Source organism: Streptomyces sp. NBC_01454, from assembly GCF_036227565.1.
Classification (GTDB): Bacteria; Actinomycetota; Actinomycetes; order Streptomycetales; family Streptomycetaceae; genus Streptomyces.
The window spans coordinates 2,497,743-2,518,108 of sequence record NZ_CP109460.1 but is presented as its reverse complement, the minus strand read 5'-3'; the positions used below and the strand labels follow the sequence as shown (position 1 = coordinate 2,518,108).

Here is a 20,366-nt window from a genome sequence, read left to right as displayed (position 1 = left end):
CGGGCGGCCCATCGGCCGTCCGGGCAGAGCGAGGCAGAACTCTTGGAGCGTGTGGGGGGAGACGTACGGGTGTTGCGTGATGTACGCGTGATGCGAGGTGTACCGGTGATACGTGAGGTACCGGTGGAACGGGTGGTGCTGGGGAATTCTCTGCCGCAGCGGCTGGTGCTGTGGGGGTCCGTGCGGCGGTTGCGGGGAAGAGTCCCACCTCACGCGGCTTGTTGTCAGGCTCCGTTCAACTAATTGGCCGGAAACCGTCCGTTGCTCGAAATCCGTGTCCGGTAGACGGACGGCCCGTGATCGGCCCTTACGCCGCTTCCGTGCCCCCGGGACCACTGGGGCCGCAGTTCACGGCCGTCCGGATCCCGCTCCGGCTCCCGGGGTGAGTGGCCCGGACGGGCCCCGGCCGTGCCAGGAGTGCCACAGCGCGGCGTACGCCCCGTCCGCGGCCACCAGCTCGTCGTGGCTGCCGAGTTCGGTCAGCCGGCCGCCCTCCATGACGGCCACCCGGTCCGCGTCATGGGCGGTGTGCAGCCGGTGGGCGATGGCGATGACGGTACGGCCCTGCAGGACGGCGGCCAGGGCGCGTTCGGTGTGCCGTGCCGTGCGCGGGTCGAGCAGCGCCGTCGCCTCGTCCAGGATCAGGGTGTGCGGATCCGCCAGCACCACACGGGCCAGGGCCAGTTGCTGCGACTGCGCACCGTCGAGGCGCTGCCCGCCGGCGCCCAGCGCGGTGTCCAGACCGTCCGGCAGCTCCGCGGCCCAGTCGGCCCCCACGGCGGCCAGCGCGGCGTGCAGCGCGGCGTCCCCGGCACCGGGCGCGGCGAGCCGCAGATTGTCCCGGACGGTGCCCAGGAACACATGGTGCTCCTGGGTGACCAGGACGATCTGCCGGCGCAGCACCTCCGGATCCAGCGCCGCGACCGGCGCCCCGCCGACCGTCACCGAGCCGCTGCGCGGGGCGTCGACACCGGCCAGCAGCCGCCCCAGGGTGGACTTGCCGGCTCCCGACGGGCCGACCACGGCCAGCCGTTCACCGGGGCGGACGGTCAGGTCGACACCGCGCAGCACGTCGTCGTGCCCGTGGCCGTAGGCGTAGTGGACCGCCGTGACGTCGATACGGTCGTCGGCGGGCACGGCGGGCACGGCAGGCACGGCAGGCACGGCGGATACGGCGGATACGTCGGGGGACGGGCCGGACTCCGGGGAAGGGTGGGGGACGAGGGCCGCCGCGGGGGCGGCCGGGGTGGACCGCGGGGCCTGGCCCAGGCCCTCGACGCGTGCGAACGCGGCGCCGCTGCTCTGCAGTTGCTCGATCCGGAACAGGATCGTCTCCAGCGGCGCCGACAGCTGCCGCAGATACAGCGCCGCCGAGACGACCGTGCCCAGGCTGACCGCGCCCCGCCCCTGCAGCACCCCGCCCACGAGCAGCACCCCCACCAACGGGAGGAGAGAGGCGACATCGACCGTGGGCAGCAGCACGCTGCGCAGGAACAGCGTGCGGGCCCGGGTGCTGCGGCACCGCGCGACGGCCCCTTCGCCCGCCGCCCGCCGGCGCTCCTGGAGTCCCAGGGCCTCGACGGTCCGGGCGCCCGCGGCGGTGGCCGCGAGCTGCTCGGCGAGCGCCGAGGTGGCCGCCCCTTCCACCAGATACGCGGAGTGCGCCCGGCGCAGATACCAGCGCACCGCCGGCAGCCCGCCGAGCAGCCCCAGCCCGCACAGCCCGAGCAGCGGACTGAGGAACACCACCGCACCGAGCAGGAAGAGCACCTGCGTCGAGGCGAGGAACACCTCCGGCACCGCGTCCCGCAGGGTCCAGGCGACCGAGGCGATGTCCGTCGTGCCGCGGGTGGTCAGATCGCCGCTGCCGGCCCGCTCCACGGTCGCCGCGGGCAGCGCCAGCGTCCGGTCGGCGAACCGCTCGCGCACCCGCGCCACGGTCCGCTCACCGAAGCGGTGTCCGGCGTAGCGCGCATACCGCGCGAGCAGCAACTGGACCAGCGCACACACCAGGAGGACCAGCGCCAGCCGGTCGACCGTGCGCACCCCGCCGCCGCCCCGGACGGTGTCCACGATCCGGCCCAGGAGCCAGGGCCCGGCCAGCCCGGCGCCCGCGGCCAGCGAGTTCAGCACCAGGATCAGGGCGAACGCCCGCCCGTCCAGGCGGATCAGCCGGAGCGCGGCCCGCCGGGTGGCGGCCAGGGTGGCGACCGGCAGCGCGGCGCCGTCCGGCGGGGCCATCCGGGAGGGGGACCTCGTGGCCGTCGGCGTCATCGCGCGCTCTCCTTCGCCTGGGACGGGGCTGCTTCGGGAGCGGGGGCGATGCCGCGCTCCTCCCCGGCCGCATCCGCCTCTTCCACCCCTTCCACCCCTTCTGCCCCTTCTACCCCTTCTACCCCTTCTACCTCTTCTGTCTCGTCTGCCTCGCGCGTCACCAGCCGCCGGTAGCCGGGCTGTTCGGCCAGGAGCGCACGGTGGCTGCCCACCGCGGCGACCGCACCGTCGACCAGGAAGCACACCGTGTCGGCGCGGTCCAGCAGCAGCGGCGAGGTGCTGGTGACGACGGTCGTCCGGCCCGCGCGGGCGGTGTGCAGGCGGGCCGCGACGGCCGCCTCGGTATGGGCGTCGACCGCCGAGGTCGGTTCGACCGCGAGCAGCACCTCGGGGTCGGCCAGCAGCGCCCGCACCAGCCGCAGGCGCTGGCGCTGGCCGCCGGAGAGGTTGCGGCCCTGCGCCTCGACCGGCGCGTCCAGCCCGTCCGGCAGTCCGCGGACGATGTCCTCGGCCAGGGCCGTGTGCAGGGCGCGGCCGATCTCCTCGTCGCTGCGGTCCCGCCGCCCGGCCACCACCTCGCGCAGCGTCCCGGCGAACAGATCCGCCTCGTTGTCCGCGACCAGGATGTGCTCCCGGATCCGGGGCAGTGGGATCTCGTCGAGGCGCACCGCGCCCCAGGTCGCCGCCGAGTCAGCGAACCGGCCCAGCCGGTCGACCACCGCCGCCGAGTCGGCCGGCCGGGCGGCGGCCAGTACGGTCAGCAGCCCCGGCACCACCTCGACGCCGGAGGCCGGATCCCGCAGCACGGCCGGGGCCTCGGGAATGCCCTGGCCCGTGGCCGGTTCCCGCCGGCCGTCCGCGGTGTCCGGCTCCAGGCGCAGGAACCGGACGACCCGCCGGGCGGCCACCACTCCCCGGGTGAGGTCGTAGCCGCCCTCGATGAAGAACGACACCGGCACCACCAGCGCCGCCGCATAGCCGTAGACCGCCACCAACTCGCCGACGGTGATCTCCCCTTGGGCCGCCATCCGGGCCGCGAGCCAGACCACCGCGGCCAGGAACAGCGTCGGCAGGCCGACCCCGAGTGCCTGGACCCAGCTCGTCACCGCGCCGACCCGGTAGCCCTCGGCGCGCAGCGCCTGCGACGCATGCCGGTAGCGCGCGGCGAACACCTCCTTGCCGCCCAGGCCGCTGAGCACCCGCAGTCCGCCGACGAGGTCCGTCAGCTGTGCCGCCAGCCCGCTCTGCCGTTCGCGATAGCGCGTCTCGGCTCCCTGGAGCCGCCCCAGCAGCGGCCCCACCAGCACGGCGAGCAGCGGCACTCCCAGCAGCACCACCAGCGCCAGCAGCGGGGAGACGGCCAGCAGCAGGACGGCGACGACCGCGTACGCCAGCACCGCGCCGACGCCGGGCCCCGTCATCGTCAGGGTCTGGCTGATCACCGCGACATCGCCGATCCCGATCGTGACGACCTCCCCGGCCGTCGTCTTACGGGTCAGCGCCGCGCCCAGCCGCAACGACTGCGCCACGACGGCCCGCACCGTACGGAAGGTGGCGTCCATCCGGATCCTGGTCATCGTGCGGTGCCGCATGACCGCCAGCCAGGCGTTGCCCACCCCGACCGCCAGCAGCACGGCCACCCAGCCCAGCAGCACCGGCATTCGGCCGGATACCAGCCCGTCGTCGATGGCCCGGGACAGTACATAGGGCGGCAGCATCAGCCCCACCATCCACAGGCTGCCGTACGTCGCGCCCGCCGCGACCCGTCCCCGCTGACTGCTCACCAGCCACCAGAGATACCGACCGGCGGTGTGGCAACGGGCACCTGCCGGGCCCCCCGAGTCCTCCGTCATTCCGTCGTCCCCCTCTTCCCCCTGTGGTCCTGCGGAGACGCCGGGATCCAGGCAGGTGAGCACCGGTCGTGCCGGTGGACGTGACACCACTCGTGGCGGTGTGCACGGTGCAACTGGCGGGTCCCCGTGGAGAGATGACCCGCGAGGAAGCGCGCCGCCGGGACGGCTTGGCCCGGCCCGGCCGGCCGTCCGTCCGTCCGTCCCGGAAACCCTAGTCAATGCCGGCGTCGCGGGCACGGCGGCCGAAAGCGTGGTGGCTGATTGTTTGCCTGTCGACCGGCTGACCTGCCGCCCTGCTGCCGGCTTGTTCGCCTGCCTGCCCGCCTGCCCGCCTATTCGCCGAGGGTGCCGTCGGCGAGTTCCCGTGCGATGTCGAGGTGACCGAGGTGGCGCGCGTACTCCTGGAGCAGGTGGAAGAGGATCCACATCAGCGTCGGGCGGTCCTCCTCGGCCGGAACGCGGCCGCCGAGGGTGGCGGCCTTGCCCTCCAGCCGTGCGCCGGCGACGATTTCGCGCGACCGGGCACACTGCTCCTGGAAGAACGCCGTGACTTCCTCGAGAGTCTCGCCCGGTTCGAGATGCCACTCACCGCGACGGATCTTGACGTCGCCCCACGGCTCGTCGATCTGCTCCCCGGCGAAGCCCCACTGAAGCCACCGCAGCTCCACGTAGGCCAGGTGCTTGAGGAGGGCCAGCGGCATCCACCCGGAGGGCAGACGGCTGTGCCGCAGCTCCTCGTCGGAGAGCCCCGCGAGCTTCCGCAGCACCGCGTCCCGGTAGAAATCCAGATAGCCGGTGAGAAGTTCGGCCGGACTGCTGAGAGTCACGGGGGGTTCCGGCGGCGGATCGACCCTTTGCACCATGGCGCGACGATAGGCAGCAAGTGAGTGCCCTGTCCAGGCATGCGGGGAACTGTCGCGTGGTGGGCGCGGGCGGGCGCGGGAGCCGGCGGCGGTGGCTACCGCGGGTGAGCGGTGGCGTGCCGCAGGGATTCGGTGTGGCCCGGCTGCCGCTGCGCCGCGGTGAGGGCGCGGACGACGAGGATGCCGGCCAGGGCCCGCCCAGGAAGGCCGCGTCGCCGGCCAGGAGCGGCGGTACGTCCTGGTAGGCACGGGCGATGACGTGGTCCGTGGTGCCCAGGCTCACCTCGCCCAGCAGCCCGGCGAGCCACAGGCCCCACCACCAGTTCACGGCGCGCGGCAGCCGCTCTCCCGGGGCGCTCGCACGGTGGATGTCGGCGACGATCGCGCGCGGTACCCACAGATTCGCGACGGGCACGAGCCAGCCCGCGTAGACCCACGGCCCGGCGTGCCGCGGCGGCTGCCCGGAGAGGGCACGGGCGTTGTCCCGGACGCGCCACAGCCAGGCCAGGAACGTGAGCGCGCAGAGCACCGTGGCCACCCCTCCCAGGGCGCTGACGAGGTGGTAACCGTTCTCCAGGGCGCTCAGCGGGCGATGTCTGCCGTCGCCCTGGTCCGGTGGCCCGGAGGCGGCATCCCGGATGCGGCGAGCCGGATCTGTCACAGCGCGCGGGCGTCCAGGCGCCGCCGGCGAGGGCGAAGGCGGCGACGGCGCAGCGGGCCGCTCCGCGGACCCGGCGCAGTGAGGGCGGCGCTCTGTGATCGTTCACCCGGCCGTTCTTTCCATGGCAGGCCGCGCCGGCCGGGCGCGGCCACCACGCCCGGTCCGTCGGCCAGTTGGGATGCGAGGGGCCGGCACCCGCCCCGCCCCTGCCGTTACCCCACGCTGTCCCGCCACGCCTGGTGCAACTGCGCGAACCGGCCCCGGTCCGCGATGAGCCGATCGGGCGGGCCGTCCTCGACGATCCGGCCGTCGGACATGACCAGGACCCGGTCGGCGATCTCGACCGTGGAGAGGCGGTGCGCGATCACCAGGGAGGTACGGCCCCGGAGCACGGTGTCCATGGCGCGCTGCACCGCGCGTTCGCCGGGGATGTCCAGGGAGCTGGTGGCCTCGTCGAGGATCAGGACGGCGGGGTCGGCGAGCAGGGCCCGGGCGAAGCCGACCAGCTGACGCTGACCGGCGGAGATGCGGCCGCCGCGCTTACGGACGTCGGTGTCGTAGCCGTCCGGCAGGGCGGTGATGAAGTCATGGGCGCCGATGGCCTTCGCGGCGCGTTCGACCTCCTCGCGGCAGGCGTCCGGGCGGCCAAGCGCGATGTTGTCGGCGACCGTGCCGGAGAACAGGAACGCCTCCTGGGTGACCATGACGACGGCGCGGCGCAGGGTGCCGGTGGACAGCTCGCGCAGATCGACGCCGTCGAGCAGCACCCGGCCCACGCTGGGGTCGTAGAAGCGGGCCAGCAGCTTGGCGAGGGTGGACTTGCCGGCGCCGGTGGCGCCCACCACGGCGACGGTCTCACCGGCCGCCAGGGTCAGATCGAAGCGCGGCAGCACCTCGCCGCCCGTGCGGTAGGCGAACCCCACCCCGTGGAAGGCGACCTCGCGGCCCGGCCGCTCGGCCGCTACCGGGGGCAGGGCGGCCGGGGCGGCCGGCTCCGGGACGGAGGGGCGCCGGGCGAGGAGTCCGGCGATCTTGTGGAGGGAAGCGGCCGCGGACTCATAGGAGTTGAGGAACATCCCGAGCCGGTCGATCGGGTCGTAGAGGCGGCGCAGATAGAGCACCGCGGCGGCCAGCACGCCGAGCGGGAGGCTCTCCGAGGCGACGCGGGAGGCGCCCCACAGCACGATCGCGGCGAGCGCGACATTGGCCACCAGCCGGGAGCGGACCACATAGCGGGCCAGTTCCAGGAGGGTGTCGCCGTTGATCCGCTCGTGGTGGTGGTTCAGCCGGGCGAAGGCGGCGTCGTTGGCGCGCTCCCGGCGGAACGCCTGCACCGGGCGGATGCCGTTGAGGGTCTCGGTGAACTTCACGATGACGTTCGCCATGGCCGAGGACTTGGCGCGGTAGACGCGGTGCGAGCGGTGCCGGAAGGAGCGCAGGAGGAGGGCGAGCGGGGCGCCGGAGGCCAGGGCGGCCGCGCCCAGGCCCAGGTCCAGCCAGAGCAGGGTCACGGTGATGTAGACCGTCGACAGGACGATCGTGATCAGCTCCTGCAGCCCCTCGTCGAGGAGTTCGCGCAGCGACTCCACGTCCGTGGTGGCCCGGGAGATCAGCCGGCCGGAGGTGTAGCGCTCGTGGAAGTCCAGGCTCAGCGCCTGGGCATGGCGGAAGATCCGGCCGCGGAGATCGAGCAGCACGTCCTGGCTGATGCGCGCGGCGAGCTGGATGAAGCAGAACTGCAGCGCGCCGGAGGCCACCGCGCACAGGGCGGCCGCCACCGCCACGGTGACCAGCGGCCCGTGCGCGCCCGCCCGCAGCGCCGGCACCGCACGGTCGAGCGCATAGGCGACCAGCAGCGGCCCGGCCTGCACGGCGGCCTGCTGGAGCAGCAGCAGGACGGCCACCACCCCGACGCGGCGCCGGTGCGGCGCCAGCAGGGAGGCGAGCAGGGCGCGCGAGGCGCCCCGGGGAGCGGGGAGCACATCGCGGGCGAACGAGTCGGCCGCCGGGGGCTCCCCGGGCGCCGGCCCGGTCGGGGGCGGCTCCGGCCGCCGGGGCGGACCGGCGCGGTCCTCGGGGTTGTCGGACGGCAGTCCGGCCGTGGTGGTGGTCATCGGGCGCCCTCTCCCTCTCCCGACATCAGCGCGGCGTACTCGGGGTGGTCCCGGAGCAGTTCGTGGTGGGTGCCGACGGCGGCGATCCGGCCGCCGGACAGCAGTGCCACCCGGTCGGCGAGCAGGACCGTCGACGGCCGGTGGGCGACGACCAGCGCCGTGGTGGTCGACAGGACCTGGCGCAGCGCCGCCTCCACCAGGGCCTCGGTGTGCACATCGAGGGCGGAGAGCGGATCGTCGAGGATCAGGAAGCGCGGCCGGCCGACCACGGCACGGGCCAGGGCGAGCCGCTGCCGCTGCCCGCCGGACAGGCTCAGGCCCTGCTCGCCGACCTGGGTCGCGCCGCCCTCCGGAAGGGCGTCGACGAAGCCCTCGGCCTGGGCCACCGCCAACGCCCGCCGCAGCTCGCCGTCCTGGACGCCCTCGCCGCCCATCAGGACGTTCTCCGCGGCGGTGGCCGAGAAGAGGGTCGGTTCCTCGAAGGCCACCGCGACCATGGCGCGGGCCTCGTCCCGGCCGATCGTCGCCAGATCCCGTCCGTCGAGGCTGATCCGGCCCGCGGTGGGGTCGTACAGCCGGGGCACCAGCGCCGTCAGCGTGGTCTTCCCGCTGCCCGTCGCCCCGACCAGCGCCATCGTCTCGCCGGGCCGGATGTGCAGGGTGATGTCCCGCAGGAGGGGCGGGGAGCCGGGCGGCGCGTCGGGGTAGCGGAAGGCGACACCGGAGAAGACCAGCCCCTCGGCACCGGCGGCCCCGGAGGCACCGGCGACCTCCTCCGGGGCCACGGCCTCCCGGGCCGGCGCGTCCTCCACCGCCGGCTCGTCCATCACCTCGAAGTACCGGTCGGTGGCCGCCGCCGCCTCGTTGCTCATGGCCAGCAGGAAGCCGATCGAGTCCACCGGCCAGCTCAGCGCCAGCGCCGTCGACAGGAACGCGACGAGGGTGCCCGCGGACAGCTCGCCGTCCGCCACCTGCACCGCACCGCACACCAGGGCACCGCCGATCGCCAGCTCCGGAAAGGCGGTGATGCAGCCCCAGATCCAGGCCAGCAGACGGGCCTTGCCGAGCTCGGTGGCCCGCAGATCGCGGGTCAGCTCCCGGAAGGCCCGGGCCTGGCTGCGATGGCGTCCGAAGCCCTTGATGATGCGGATGCCGAGCACCGATTCCTCGACCACGGTCGTCAGATCGCCGACCTGGTCCTGGGCCCGGCGCGCCGCCCGCCCGTACTTCGACTCGAAGACCGAGCACAGCACCATCAGCGGCAGCACCGGCGCCAGCAGCACCAGCCCCAGCGACCAGCGCTGCACCATCAAGATCACCGCGCCCACCAGGATGGTCACCCCGTTGACCAGCAGGAATGTCAGCGGGAAGGCGAAGAACATCCGCAGCAGCTGAAGGTCGGTGGTCCCCCGCGACAGCAACTGGCCCGAGGGCCAGCGGTCGTGGAAGGCGACCGGCAGCCGCTGCACATGGCGGTACAGCGTCTCGCGCATCGCCGCCTCGACCCCGGCCAGCGGGCGCGCCACCAGCCAGCGCCGCAGCCCGAACAGCAGCGCCTCCGCCAGCCCGAGAAGCAGCAGGAAGGCGCCGCCGAGCCACGCCCCGCCCGGGTCGCGCTCCGCCACCGGCCCGTCCACCAGCCACTTGAGCACCAGTGGGATGACCAGGCTGATGCACGAGGCGAGCACCGCCACGCACGCGGCCGTGCCCAGGCGCGCCCGCACCGGGCGGATGAACGGCCACAGGCGCAACAGCGAGCGCACTGCGGAGCGTTGGGGTAAGTCGGTCCGGTCGGTCGGGTTCGTCGTCTGCGCGGTGTCGGCCATCACTCGCGAGCGTAAGGCGCCCCACTGACAACGCTCATGTGGATTTCTGCCGCGCACCGCCGCGACCCGCTGTTTCGAGCCGTCGGCGGCCCGCCGCCTGCGCGCCGCCCGCCGCCCGCGTACCGGCCGCCGGGCCCGCGCCTCACCCCGGTACGGCCCGGAACAGCACCACCGACCGCCCGGCCAGGGTGAGCGTGCCGCCCGCCGCCCGGGGCGGCTCCGCCGGTCCCGGCTGCTCCTCCCGTGCGGTGTCGACGAGGAGTTCGTAGGCACGCGCCCAGGGCGGTCCGGGGAGGGTGATCCGGCGGGGCCGGTCGGCGGCGTGCAGGACGGCGAGGAAGCTGTCGTCGACGATGCGCAGGCCCCGCTCGTCGCGCTGGGAGATGTCGTTCCCGGAGAGGTACATGCCCAGCGTGGCCCCGGGGGTGTACCAGTCCTGGGCGGTCATCTCCGTGCCGTCCGCGGTGAACCAGGCCAGATCGCGCAGGCCCCCCTGGTGATGCGGCCGGCCGGAGAAGAACGCCCGGCGCCGGAGCACCGGGTGGGCACGGCGCAGGGCGATGAGGCGGGCGGTGAGGCCGGCCAGCGGGCGCCACCGCGGGTCGTCCAGGAGCGACCAGTCCAGCCAGCTGGTGGGGTTGTCCTGGCAGTAGGCGTTGTTGTTGCCGTGCTGGGTGCGGCCCATCTCGTCGCCGGCCACCAGCATCGGCACGCCCGTGGACAGCAGGAGGGTGGTCAGCAGGTTGCGTAGCTGGCGGTGGCGCAGCGCGGTGACGTCCGGGTCGTCGCTCTCGCCCTCGGCGCCGCAGTTCCAGGAGCGGTTGTCGTGGGTGCCGTCCCGGTTGCCCTCGCCGTTGTCGGCGTTGCGCTTGTGCTCGTAGGTGACCAGATCGCGCAGGGTGAAGCCGTCGTGCGCGGTGATGAAGTTGACCGAGGCGTACGGGCGGCGGCCGCCCCAGGCGTAGAGGTCGCTCGACCCGGAGAGCCGGTAGCCCAGATCGCGCACGTCGTGCTGGGCGCCGCGCCAGAAGTCGCGGACGGTGTCGCGGTAGCGGTCGTTCCACTCCGTCCACAACGGGGGGAAGGCGCCGACCTGATAGCCGCCGGAGCCCACGTCCCAGGGCTCGGCGATCAGCTTGACCCGGCGCAGCACCGGGTCCTGGGCGATCACGGCGAGGAACGGGGAGAGCATGTCGACGTCGTGCAGGGAACGGGCCAGCGCGGCCGCCAGATCGAAGCGGAAGCCGTCCACGCCCATTTCGGTGACCCAGTAGCGCAGCGAATCGGTGATCAGCCGCAGCACATGGGGCTGGACGACGTGCAGGGTGTTGCCGCAGCCGGTGTAGTCGGCGTAGCGGCGCGCGTCGCCCGCCAGACGGTAGTAGCCGCGGTTGTCGATGCCGCGCAGGGAGAGCGTCGGGCCCAGCTCGCCGGCCTCCGCGGTGTGGTTGTAGACGACGTCGAGGATCACTTCGATGCCGGCGTCGTGCAGCGCCCGCACCATCCGCTTGAACTCGCCGACCTGCTGCCCCCGGGTGCCGGTGGCCGCGTATCCGGCGTGTGGCGCGAAGTAGCCGACGGAGTTGTAGCCCCAGTAGTTGCGCAGCCCCCGGCGCACCAGGTGGTCCTCGTGCGCGAACTGATGGACGGGCAGCAGTTCGACGGCGGTGACCCCGAGCCGGACGAGGTGCTCCAGCGCGGCGGGGTGCGCCAGCCCGGCGTAGGTGCCGCGCAGCCGCTCCGGGATGCCGGGGTGGCGCATCGTGAAGCCCCGCACATGCAGTTCGTAGAGCACGGAATCCGGCCAGGGTGTCTTGGGCCGGCGGTCGTCCTGCCACTCGTCGGCGCCGCCCTCGTCCGCGGTGTCCTCGCCGACCACCACGCCCTTGGGGACGTAGGGCGCCGAGTCCCGGTCGTCGCGCACGGTGTCGGCGAGCTGCTGCTGCGGCCAGTCGCGGACGTGCCCGTAGAGCGGGGCGGGCAGCGCCGGCTCCGGGCCGGCCGGTTCCGTACGGGCGCCGAAGTCGCCGTCCACGGCTCTGGCGTACGGATCCAGCAGCAGCTTCGCGGGATTCCAGCGGGCGCCGGTCCAGGGGTCCCAGCGGCCGTGGACCCGGTAGCCGTAGCGCTGGCCGGGGCCGACTCCGGGCAGGAAGCCGTGCCAGATCTCATGGGTCAGCTCGGTGAGCGGATGGCGCGTCTCGCGCTCCGCGTCGTCGAAGAGACACAGCTCCACGGCCTCGGCGCCGCCCGCCCAGAGGGCGAAGTTGGTGCCGGTGATGCCGTCGGGGCCGGTGCGGTGGCGGGCCCCGAGGGGGGTGGGGCTGCCGGGGCGGATGTCCGCGGGTGGGGCGAGCGGTTCGTCCGCCACCGCCTCCCGCTCGGGTGCGCTCGACACGTGCCGGCCTCCTGCGGCTCATGGCTCGGTCGGGCGGAGCCCCGGCATGGGGGCACCTCCCAGCGTGAGCTGGGGGAGTCCCGGCCGTGCAGGTGTCCCGCCCTCCCCGTTGTTCTTCCCGCAACCGGGCGTTGCCTCACGCGTCCCGCGGCGGGGGCTTGCCGTTCGCCCCACGCTGTCCGTGACATTCCGTTACGCGGCATACGTCCTATCTCGCGCCTCATCCGTCACAATCCGGTATATGACCGCCCATCAGCAGGACCGAGCAGGGGACCGAGCGCACCTCCGCGGCAGAGCCCGTGGGCGGGACCGCGTGCCGGGCCGGACGCGCCGCCGGGCGGGCCGGGGAACGGCGGCACGGCCTGCCGGGCGGGTCCGCCTCGCCCTCGCCGCCCTGGCCGGGCTCGCGGGGGCGGCGGCGCTGGCCGGCTGCGCGGACGCGGAGGTGTTCACCGGCGACAAGCCGCGCTCCCGGGAGGAGACGATCCGGGTCGTCCCGCACAACGGCGCGCACGGCGTACGGGCCGACGGGCGGTTCGAGATCCGGGTACCGCAGGGGCGGCTGGAGCGGGTCTCGGTCAGCCGGACCGGTACGGCCGGCCGCCGGCCCGTCGCCGGGCGGATCGCGCCGGACGGGCTGAGCTGGCGGCCGGCGCACGCCCGCCTGCAACTCGGGGCGAAGTACAGCGTGGACGCGGTCGCGCTGGACGGCGCGGGCCGTCGCGCCCTGCGCCACACCACCTTCACCACCGCCGCCCCCGACCGCCGGCTGATCGGCTACTTCTCACCGCAGAGCGGCACCACGGTCGGCACCGGCCTGATCTTCTCGCTGGTCTTCAACCGGCCGGTAGCCGACCGCGCGGCCGTCGAACGCGCCGTCACGGTCGGCGCCCGGCCCGCCGTCGACGTCGCCGCCCACTGGTTCGGCCACCGCAGGCTGGACTTCCGGCCCCGTGCGCGCTGGCGGCCGGGCACCACGATCACGGTGCAGCTGCGGCTGCGCGGGGTGAAGGCCGGCCCCGGCTCCTACGGGATCCAGCGCAAGACCGTCCGCTACCGGGTGGGACGGGACCAGGTCAGCGTCATCGACGCCGCCCGGCACACCCTGACGGTGCGGCAGAACGGCCGGGTGGCGGCCGTCCTGCCGGTCACCGCGGGCGACGACGAGAACCCCACCTACAACGGGACGATGGTGATCCTGGAGCGGCATTCGGTGACCCGGATGAACGGCGGCACCGTGGGCTTCGGCGGCGAGTACGACATCCCGGACGTGCCGCACGCCATGCGCCTGACCCGGTCCGGGACCTTTCTGCACGGCAACTACTGGGCGCCGCCCGAGGTCTTCGGCGGCCTGAACACCAGCCACGGCTGCGTCGGGCTGCGGGACATCAAGGGCGGCGGCCCGCACACCCCGGCCGGCTGGTTCTTCGGCCGCTCGATCGTCGGCGACACCGTGGTGGTGGAGCACTCCCCGGAGCGCACGGTCGCACCCGACAACGGCCTCGGCGGCTGGAACCTGCCCTGGGGACCGTGGCGGGCCGGGTCCGCGCTGCACTGACCCGCGCCGGCCCGGCGGCGCACTGCTCCCGCACCACCCCCGCACTTGGGACTAAACGGTGACCTCCGCGGGGAGTTCACTGTCACTGCGGTGTGGTTATCTAACGCCAAGCACGCGGCTGTGCGCAGCCGCGTGCGGGGGACCGCGGGCCGTGCGAGGGGAAAAGGGGCCAGTCGTGAACGTCCAGCCGAATTCGGGGGTGCCGGCTCGCCGGCGTCGGTTGCCGCACAAGGGGGGTGGCCCGCTCGCGTTGCTGCTCGGCGCGATGCTGCTGCTGGTGACCGCCTGCGGGGGCGACGGTGACGAGGGGAAGGCGGCCGGCAAGGCCGGCGGGGACAAGGCCGCCTCGCAGGCGGCCGTGACGATAGCGCCCAAGGACGGCGCGGACGGCGTCGCCACGAGCGGCGCGCTGAAGGTGACCGCCCGCAACGGCAAGCTCAAGTCCGTCAAGGTCAAGGACGCCAAGGGCAACGAGGTCGAGGGGAAGACGGCGGGCAACGGCGCCCTGTGGCAGCCGAGCGGCCATCTCGGCGCCTCGACGGAGTACAAGGTCGATGCCATAGCGGTGGACGGCCAGGGCAAGGAGGCCGCCGAGCACTCCAGCTTCACCACCCTCGTCCCCAAGAACACCTTCGTCGGCCAGTACAGCCCGGAGGACGGCCAGCAGGTCGGCGTCGGGATGCCGGTCTCGCTCCACTTCACCCGCGGCATCACCGACCCCAAGGCCGTCGAGGACGCCATCGAGGTCAGCGCGAAGCCGTCGGTGCCGGTCGAGGGCCACTGGTTCGGCAACGACCGGCTCGACTTCCGCCCCGAGACGTACTGGGCGCCCGGCACCAAGGTCACCCTCAAGCTGAACCTCAACGGCGTCGAGGGCCGCCCCGGTGTCTACGGCACCCAGGCCAAGGAAGTCTCCTTCACCGTCGGGCGCAGCCAGGTGAGCACGGTCGACGCCGCCTCGAAGCAGATGACCGTGGTCCGCGACGGCAAGAAGATCAAGACCATCCCGATCACCTCGGGCGGACCGGGCACCGAGACGTACAACGGCAAGATGGTCATCAGCGAGAAGCACCTCGTGACGCGGATGAACGGCGACACCGTGGGCTTCGGCGGCGAGTACGACATCAAGGACGTGCCGCATGCGATGCGGCTGAGCAACTCCGGCACCTTCATCCACGGCAACTACTGGTCGGGCAGGGCCGCCTTCGGCACCCGCAACGCCAGCCACGGCTGTGTGGGCCTCTTCGACCAGCGCGGCGGCGGTGACAGCTCCACCCCGGCGGCGTGGTTCTTCCGCAACTCCGTCATCGGCGACGTGGTCATCGTCAAGAACTCGCACGACGAAACCATCCAGCCGGACAACGGCTTCAGCGACTGGAACCTCTCCTGGGAGAAGTGGAAGGCCGGCCGGTAGGACGGCCGCGGCGGACGGACCCGGTGCACTGTGACCGAGTGCACCGGGTCCGCGCGCGTTAACGCGTACTAACCTTCCGGCATGACTGTGAATCTCGAGGTCGCCGACGGCGTCGGCACCATCCGCCTGGACCGTCCGCCCATGAACGCCCTGGACATCGCCACCCAGGACCGGCTGCGCGAGCTGGCCGAGGAGGTCACCCGCCGCGACGAGGTGCGCGCCGTCGTCCTGTGGGGCGGGGAGAAGGTGTTCGCCGCCGGTGCGGACATCAAGGAGATGCAGGTCATGGACCACGCGGCCATGGTCGTCCGGTCCAAGGCCCTGCAGGACGCGTTCACCGCCGTGGCCCGGATCCCCAAGCCGGTGGTCGCCGCGCTCACCGGCTATGCCCTGGGCGGCGGCTGTGAGCTGGCGCTCTGTGCGGACTTCCGGATCGCCGCCGACAGCGCCAAGCTCGGCCAGCCGGAGATCCTGCTGGGCCTGATCCCGGGAGCCGGCGGCACCCAGCGGCTGGCGCGGCTGGTGGGCCCGTCCAAGGCCAAGGACCTGATCTTCACCGGCCGTCAGGTGAAGGCCGACGAGGCGCTCACGCTCGGCCTGGTCGACCGGGTGGTGCCGGCCGCCGAGGTGTACGAGCAGGCGCATGCCTGGGCGGCGCGGCTGGCGGCCGGTCCGGCGCTGGCGCTGCGGGCCGCGAAGGAGTCCGTCGACGCGGGCCTGGAGACGGACATCGACACCGGCCTGACCATCGAACGCAACTGGTTCGCGGGGCTGTTCGCGACCGAGGACCGCGAGACCGGCATGCGCAGCTTCGTCGAGGAGGGGCCCGGAAAGGCCAAGTTCCGCTGAAACCACTGATGTTGGCGGGATGACTGAGGTTTGCCCGGTGCGCGATGCCCCTTGTGGGCGAATGACGGAAAACTTAATTGCGCCTTAAGGCAACCTTGTTGGCGCATCGGGCCGCTCGCCCGCACGCCCGATGTCGTCGCAGGTCAGCCGATTCTGCCAGAACCTTAACTGCCGTTGGCATATGTCGACCCGGGGGTATGGAACCGACGATTCCGGACAGCGGATTCCCTCGGTTCCACCCCCGTGGGCGCCGGACAGCGGCCATGATGGGGGCATGGCGGGCCTCGAAGAAATGGAGCAGCCGCGGCCGGGGAACGATCCGGCCGCCGCACACCGGGGCATGTCCGGGAGCGACGGTGAACCGGTGCCGCTGCCCCGCGGCCCGGTGTCCACCGCTCTCGACCCGGCCGCCGAACCCACCCTCGGTGAGGTCCGGCTGCCCTCCCGCCCGCAGTCCGCCGGGATCGCCCGCCGGCTGACCGCCGCCGTGCTCCTCAAGCAGTGGTCCCTGACGCCACAGCTCGCCGAGCACGCCGTCCTGCTCGTCTCCGAACTCGTCGGCAATGCCGTACGCCACACCGGCGCCCGCACCTTCGGGCTGCGGATGCTGCGCCGCCGCGGCTGGATCCGCATCGAGGTCCGCGACCCCTCCCGCGGGCTGCCGTGCCTCATGCCGGTCCAGGAGATGGACCTCAGCGGCCGCGGGCTCTTCCTCGTCGACACCCTCTCCGACCGCTGGGGCGTGGATCTGCTGCCCCGCGGCAAGACGACCTGGTTCGAGGTACGGATCGCCGACCGCTGACGGCCGGCCGTTCCCCCCGCCGGGACCACGACGTGCCCCGTGCCCGGCCGGTGCGCCGCCCGTGCGAGGACGATCCGTAGGATGGGCCGTTCATGCTCACGCGGGACGGAGGGGACGGGACATGCACGCTGTGCGCCGGTCGGCCGCGCTGACGCTGCTGCTCCTCCTCGCCGTCACCTTCGGGCCGCTGCTGTGCCGGATCGGCGGCGACCAGGCCTGGCTGGCGGGCCGCGCGGCGACGGCCGCGGCGCACTGGCGGACGGGCCTGGTGGCCTCCGACGGTGCCCACGCCGCCGCCGGTGCGGTTCCCGGTGCCGCGCGTCCGGCGGACGCGGCCGGCGCGCCGCGCCCGGCCGCCGCCCACGGCGGTCCGCAGCTCGACGACCGCGCGCCCCTCGCCGTCGCCGCCGCGCCCAAGCGCTGCTCCAACCGGCACGCCCCGGGGACCGACGAGTCCGCCCCGCTGCCCACCCCGCACCGCGGTGAGCCGCTCGCCCCCGCGACCGCCGGCACCGGACCGCGGGCCGCCGACCTGCCCGCGCAGCACGCGCTCGCCCGGCCACCGACGGATGCCGCACCCGCCGTCGACGACACCTCGCTCCTGCCCGTACTGCGGATATAGGCCGCTGCCCCGACGCACCCGGCCTTGAATTCCCCCTCCGTACGTCTGGAGCTTTTGCATGCCCGCCTCCGCTTCCCGCACCCGCAAACTGGCCGCCGTCGGCGCGGTCCTCGCGCTCGTGGTCGCCGTGATCGCCATCGGCGTCGTCATCGCCAAGTCCACCGCCGGCGGCGGCGAGACCGCCTCCGGCGCCGCACCCGGGTCCGGCTCCTCGCCCGAGGCCGGAGACGACCCGGCCCAGCAGAAGATGTTCGACGACCTCGCCCGGCGGACCAGCCGCCGCGCGGACGGCGACCCCTTGGCCGTCGGCAAGAAGGACGCCCCGGTGGTGCTGGTCGAGTACGCCGACTACCAGTGCTCGTTCTGCGGCCGCTTCACCCGCGAGACCCAGCCCGAGCTGATCAAGAAGTATGTCGACGCGGGCACCCTGCGCATCGAGTTCCGCAACTTCACCGTCTTCGGCGCCGACTCCGAGCGGGCCGCCCGCGCCTCCTGGGCCGCGGGGCAGCAGGGCAGGTTCTGGCAGCTGCACGACGCGCTGTACGCCAAGACCCGCAAGGGCGCGGCGCTCGCCGAGGACAAGCTCGTCGACCTGGCCCGCGGCAGCGGCGTCAAGGACATCGACCGGTTCCGTGCGGACATCAAGAGCGCGGACGCCGACAAGGCGCTGAAGAAGGATCAGGACGAGGGCTACCAGCTGGGCGTGCAGTCCACCCCGTCCTTCCTGGTCAACGGCCGGCCGGTGGCCGGCGCCCAGCCCCTCGAAGTCTTCTCCCAGGCTGTCGAGGAGGCCGCACGGGCGGCGAAGCACCAGCCCGCGGCCAAGGGGGCCGGGAAGTGAGCGACATCGGCTACCTCGCGGCATTCCTGGGCGGGGCGCTGGCCCTGCTCAGCCCGTGCAGCGCCCTGCTGTTGCCGGCGTTCTTCGCCTACTCCCTCTCGACCCCCGGCCGGCTGGTGGCCCGTACCGGAGTGTTCTATCTGGGGCTGGCCACGACGCTGGTGCCGCTGGGCGCGGCCAGTACGGCGGCCAGCCGGCTGTTCAACGGACACCGGGAGCTGCTGATCGCCCTGGGCGGCTGGATCGTCATCGCCCTGGGCCTCGCCCAGATCCTCGGCCTGGGCTTCGCCTCCCGCCGCGCGCAGGCCGCGGCCGCGCGGATCACCCCCCGCTCCGCGGTCTCCACGTTTCTGCTCGGCTGCGTCTACGGCCTGGCCGGCTTCTGCGCGGGGCCGATCCTCGGCGCGGTGCTGACGGTCACCGCGGTCAGCGGCTCACCGGTGTACGGCGCCTCGATGCTCGCCGTCTACGCGCTGGGCATGGCGCTGCCGCTGTTCGTGCTGGCACTGCTGTGGGACCGCTGCAAGCTCGGCACCCGGGGCTGGCTGCGGGGCCGGGAATTCACCCTGGGCAGGCTGCGGCTGCACACCACCTCGCTGCTGTCCGGGGTGTTCTTCCTCGGCATCGGCGTGCTGTTCCTGCGCTTCAACGGGACCAGCGCGCTGCCCGGAATCCTCGACGCGGACGCCGAATTCCGGGTCGAGGAATGGGCCAGGCGGCTCGGGAACGCCGTTCCGGACTACGCCCTGGTCGCGGTGGCCGCGCTGCTCGTCGCGGCGGTGCTGGGCCGGATCGCGCTCCGGCCGGAGAAGAAGCCCCCGCAGGACGGGGCGGAGCGGCCACGGAGCGGGGCCGGGCAGCGGGAGGGCGGCACCGACTAGGTGCCGCCCGCGGCCGGGCCGGGCCGTTACACGGCGGCACCGGCCCGGCCCGCTCCGGTCTCACAGCCACACGTTGTCGTTGACCGACCCCAGTCCCGTGCCGGACAGCCGGCGGTGCAGTGCCAGGGCCTGGTCCTCGGTCAGCGAGGCGACATGGTCCGCGGCCGCCCGCAGCCGGTCGCCGTGCAGCGCCAGCTCCTCCGCGCGGTCCGGCGGCAGCAGCTCGGGCGCGTCATGGCTCCAGCGCAGCAGCTCGCTGACCACCCGCCGCTTGCCGTGCTGCTGGGTGGCCAGGGCGGGGCGGTCGATGACGTAGCACCACACCAGCTCCTTGAGCAGATCGCAGGCGTCTCGCCGCTCCGCCGGGATCACCAGCTGCGCCCCGTAGCGGATCGCGGCCTCGCCGCCCACCTCCAGCTCGATCCCGCGGGTGAAGTACGAGATCAGATCGGCGGTGCGGCGGTTGACCGCGACCGCGTCCTCATGGCTGCCGCTGTACGGCGCGGGCACCGCCAGCCGCTTGCCGATGTCCGCCATCATCACCAGCGCCGCGTCCCGGTCGAAGGCCTCGCCCGCGCGCGCCCGCTTGGCCTGCACATAGTCCAGGAAGCGCAGGGTCTCCCGCTCGGTCTCGGCGCCCGCGGTGCCGTCCGGCGGGAACAGCGCGGCCAGCGGGATCAGGCCCGTGCGGTAGAAGTCCTCGACGTCGTGACAGGCGTAGGTGACGTCGTCCGCCCAGTCCATGACCTGTTCCTCGACCGGGACGGCGGTGTCCGTACGGCCGGCCCGCACCCAGGAGAACGCCTCCCGGTCGGCGACATACACCCCCCACTTCACATGGCGCGCCGGATCCTGGTCGACGGGCGCGCGCTCCCACGGGTACTTCGTGGCGGCGTCCAGGCAGGCGCGGGTCAGATGCAGCCCGCGATGGCCCGGGTACTTGTGGGCGGCGAGGAAGGTCAGCACCCGCAGGGTCTGCGCGTTGCCCTCGAAGCTGTCCAGCACGCCGTCGGCGAAGTGCAGTTCGTCCATCGTGGCGCGCAGCGCCAGCTCACCGGCGTGCCCGAAGGGCGGATGGCCGATGTCGTGGGCCATGCACGCCGCTTCGACGAGCGCCGGATTCGGGCCGCCGTACTGGCGCTCCAGCCGCTCGGCCATCCGCCGGCCGAGCTGTGCCACCTTCATCGAGTGCGTCAGCCGGGTGTGGTACGCGCCCAGCTCGGCGCTCGCCACCACCTGGCTCTTGCCGGCCAGCGCCCGCCACTGCGTGGAGTACAGGATCCGGTCGACGTCGTGCTCGAACCCGGAGCGCTGCCCGTCGTCGGACACCCGCCGTCGCAGGGAGTGCTGCTCGAGATCCTCATCGCTGTATCTGGCAGGTCGCATGCGCGGATGGTAGTCCGGCGGGCC

General features: G+C 73.6%; 15 protein-coding genes and 1 pseudogene. 8 read left to right on the top strand and 8 right to left on the bottom strand.

The genetic code is table 11. The annotated features are described in order from the left end of the window. Positions 1-348: 348 nt before the first annotated feature. The 3 genes from OIU81_RS10845 to OIU81_RS10835 form a co-directional block, all read right to left on the bottom strand. Positions 349-2,274 (bottom strand): ABC transporter ATP-binding protein, encoded by a 1,926-nt coding sequence (locus OIU81_RS10845; RefSeq protein ID WP_329146268.1) that lies wholly within the window; start codon positions 2,272-2,274, stop codon positions 349-351. Further along, the gene (locus OIU81_RS10840; protein WP_329146265.1) at positions 2,271-4,127 is read right to left on the bottom strand and encodes an ABC transporter ATP-binding protein; all 1,857 of its coding nucleotides are present in this window, start codon (positions 4,125-4,127) and stop codon (positions 2,271-2,273) included. Before OIU81_RS10840 ends, OIU81_RS10845 begins: the two co-directional genes overlap by 4 nt. 332 nt (positions 4,128-4,459) lie before the next feature. Further along, the gene (locus OIU81_RS10835) at positions 4,460-4,990 is read right to left on the bottom strand and encodes a DinB family protein (RefSeq protein WP_329146263.1); all 531 of its coding nucleotides are present in this window, start codon (positions 4,988-4,990) and stop codon (positions 4,460-4,462) included. A gap of 116 nt (positions 4,991-5,106) precedes the next feature. Here OIU81_RS10835 and OIU81_RS10830 point away from each other — a divergent pair, with 116 nt between their 5' ends. Further along, positions 5,107-5,235: a hypothetical protein gene (locus OIU81_RS10830; protein WP_329146261.1), complete on the top strand. Its 129-nt coding sequence runs from the start codon at positions 5,107-5,109 to the stop codon at positions 5,233-5,235. Positions 5,236-5,327: 92 nt separating this feature from the next. Here the strand turns inward: OIU81_RS10830 and OIU81_RS10825 are convergent. The 4 genes and pseudogenes from OIU81_RS10825 to glgX form a co-directional block, all read right to left on the bottom strand. Continuing rightward, positions 5,328-5,519: pseudogene (locus OIU81_RS10825) on the bottom strand (DUF4328 domain-containing protein); the annotation flags it as partial. A gap of 344 nt (positions 5,520-5,863) precedes the next feature. After that, a complete protein-coding gene (locus OIU81_RS10820; protein ID WP_329146259.1) occupies positions 5,864-7,765 on the bottom strand; it encodes an ABC transporter ATP-binding protein in 1,902 nt (633 codons plus the stop codon). Continuing rightward, positions 7,762-9,591 carry an ABC transporter ATP-binding protein gene (locus tag OIU81_RS10815; RefSeq protein ID WP_329146257.1) on the bottom strand — a complete coding sequence of 610 codons (1,830 nt, stop codon included), beginning with the start codon at positions 9,589-9,591 and terminating at the stop codon, positions 7,762-7,764. Before OIU81_RS10815 ends, OIU81_RS10820 begins: the two co-directional genes overlap by 4 nt. 142 nt (positions 9,592-9,733) lie before the next feature. Continuing rightward, on the bottom strand, positions 9,734-11,989 hold the full coding sequence (glgX, locus tag OIU81_RS10810) for a glycogen debranching protein GlgX (RefSeq protein ID WP_329146255.1): 2,256 nt from the start codon (positions 11,987-11,989) through the stop codon (positions 9,734-9,736). 241 nt (positions 11,990-12,230) lie between these two features. Between glgX and OIU81_RS10805 the strand changes: the two genes are divergently transcribed. The 7 genes from OIU81_RS10805 (at position 12,231) to OIU81_RS10775 (ending at position 18,956) form a co-directional block, all read left to right on the top strand. Next, a complete protein-coding gene (locus OIU81_RS10805) occupies positions 12,231-13,547 on the top strand; it encodes a L,D-transpeptidase (protein ID WP_329146253.1) in 1,317 nt (438 codons plus the stop codon). 175 nt (positions 13,548-13,722) lie between these two features. Next, positions 13,723-14,961, top strand: a complete 1,239-nt coding sequence (locus OIU81_RS10800; RefSeq protein WP_443073966.1) for a L,D-transpeptidase — start codon at positions 13,723-13,725, stop codon at positions 14,959-14,961. Between the two features lie 81 nt (positions 14,962-15,042). Further along, positions 15,043-15,810: an enoyl-CoA hydratase/isomerase family protein gene (locus tag OIU81_RS10795; protein WP_329146251.1), complete on the top strand. Its 768-nt coding sequence runs from the start codon at positions 15,043-15,045 to the stop codon at positions 15,808-15,810. Between the two features lie 274 nt (positions 15,811-16,084). After that, positions 16,085-16,612, top strand: coding sequence for an ATP-binding protein (locus OIU81_RS10790; RefSeq protein ID WP_329146249.1), 528 nt, complete (start codon positions 16,085-16,087; stop codon positions 16,610-16,612). 121 nt (positions 16,613-16,733) lie between these two features. Continuing rightward, a complete protein-coding gene (locus tag OIU81_RS10785) occupies positions 16,734-17,234 on the top strand; it encodes a hypothetical protein (RefSeq protein ID WP_329146247.1) in 501 nt (166 codons plus the stop codon). Positions 17,235-17,292: 58 nt separating this feature from the next. Then, complete coding sequence (locus tag OIU81_RS10780) at positions 17,293-18,075, top strand: DsbA family protein (protein ID WP_329146245.1); 783 nt, start codon at positions 17,293-17,295, stop codon at positions 18,073-18,075. After that, positions 18,072-18,956, top strand: a complete 885-nt coding sequence (locus tag OIU81_RS10775) for a cytochrome c biogenesis CcdA family protein (RefSeq protein WP_329146243.1) — start codon at positions 18,072-18,074, stop codon at positions 18,954-18,956. The genes OIU81_RS10780 and OIU81_RS10775 overlap by 4 nt, the downstream gene beginning before the upstream one ends. A 60-nt stretch (positions 18,957-19,016) precedes the next feature. Here the strand turns inward: OIU81_RS10775 and dgt are convergent, their stop codons facing one another. Further along, on the bottom strand, positions 19,017-20,342 hold the full coding sequence (gene dgt, locus OIU81_RS10770) for a dGTP triphosphohydrolase (protein WP_329146240.1): 1,326 nt from the start codon (positions 20,340-20,342) through the stop codon (positions 19,017-19,019). Positions 20,343-20,366: the final 24 nt, after the last annotated feature.

Excerpts from the sequence above, each read along its gene's own strand:
- OIU81_RS10845 (WP_329146268.1), bottom strand. The coding sequence starts at position 2,274 with ATGACGCCGACGGCCACGAGGTCCCCCTCCCGGATGGCCCCGCCGGAC.
- OIU81_RS10840 (WP_329146265.1), bottom strand. The coding sequence starts at position 4,127 with ATGACGGAGGACTCGGGGGGCCCGGCAGGTGCCCGTTGCCACACCGCC.
- OIU81_RS10835 (WP_329146263.1), bottom strand. The coding sequence starts at position 4,990 with ATGGTGCAAAGGGTCGATCCGCCGCCGGAACCCCCCGTGACTCTCAGC.
- OIU81_RS10820 (WP_329146259.1), bottom strand. The coding sequence starts at position 7,765 with ATGACCACCACCACGGCCGGACTGCCGTCCGACAACCCCGAGGACCGC.
- OIU81_RS10815 (WP_329146257.1), bottom strand. The coding sequence starts at position 9,591 with ATGGCCGACACCGCGCAGACGACGAACCCGACCGACCGGACCGACTTA.
- OIU81_RS10805 (WP_329146253.1), top strand. The coding sequence starts at position 12,231 with ATGACCGCCCATCAGCAGGACCGAGCAGGGGACCGAGCGCACCTCCGC.
- OIU81_RS10795 (WP_329146251.1), top strand. The coding sequence starts at position 15,043 with ATGACTGTGAATCTCGAGGTCGCCGACGGCGTCGGCACCATCCGCCTG.
- OIU81_RS10790 (WP_329146249.1), top strand. The coding sequence starts at position 16,085 with ATGGCGGGCCTCGAAGAAATGGAGCAGCCGCGGCCGGGGAACGATCCG.
- OIU81_RS10785 (WP_329146247.1), top strand. The coding sequence starts at position 16,734 with ATGCACGCTGTGCGCCGGTCGGCCGCGCTGACGCTGCTGCTCCTCCTC.
- OIU81_RS10780 (WP_329146245.1), top strand. The coding sequence starts at position 17,293 with ATGCCCGCCTCCGCTTCCCGCACCCGCAAACTGGCCGCCGTCGGCGCG.
- dgt (WP_329146240.1), bottom strand. The coding sequence starts at position 20,342 with ATGCGACCTGCCAGATACAGCGATGAGGATCTCGAGCAGCACTCCCTG.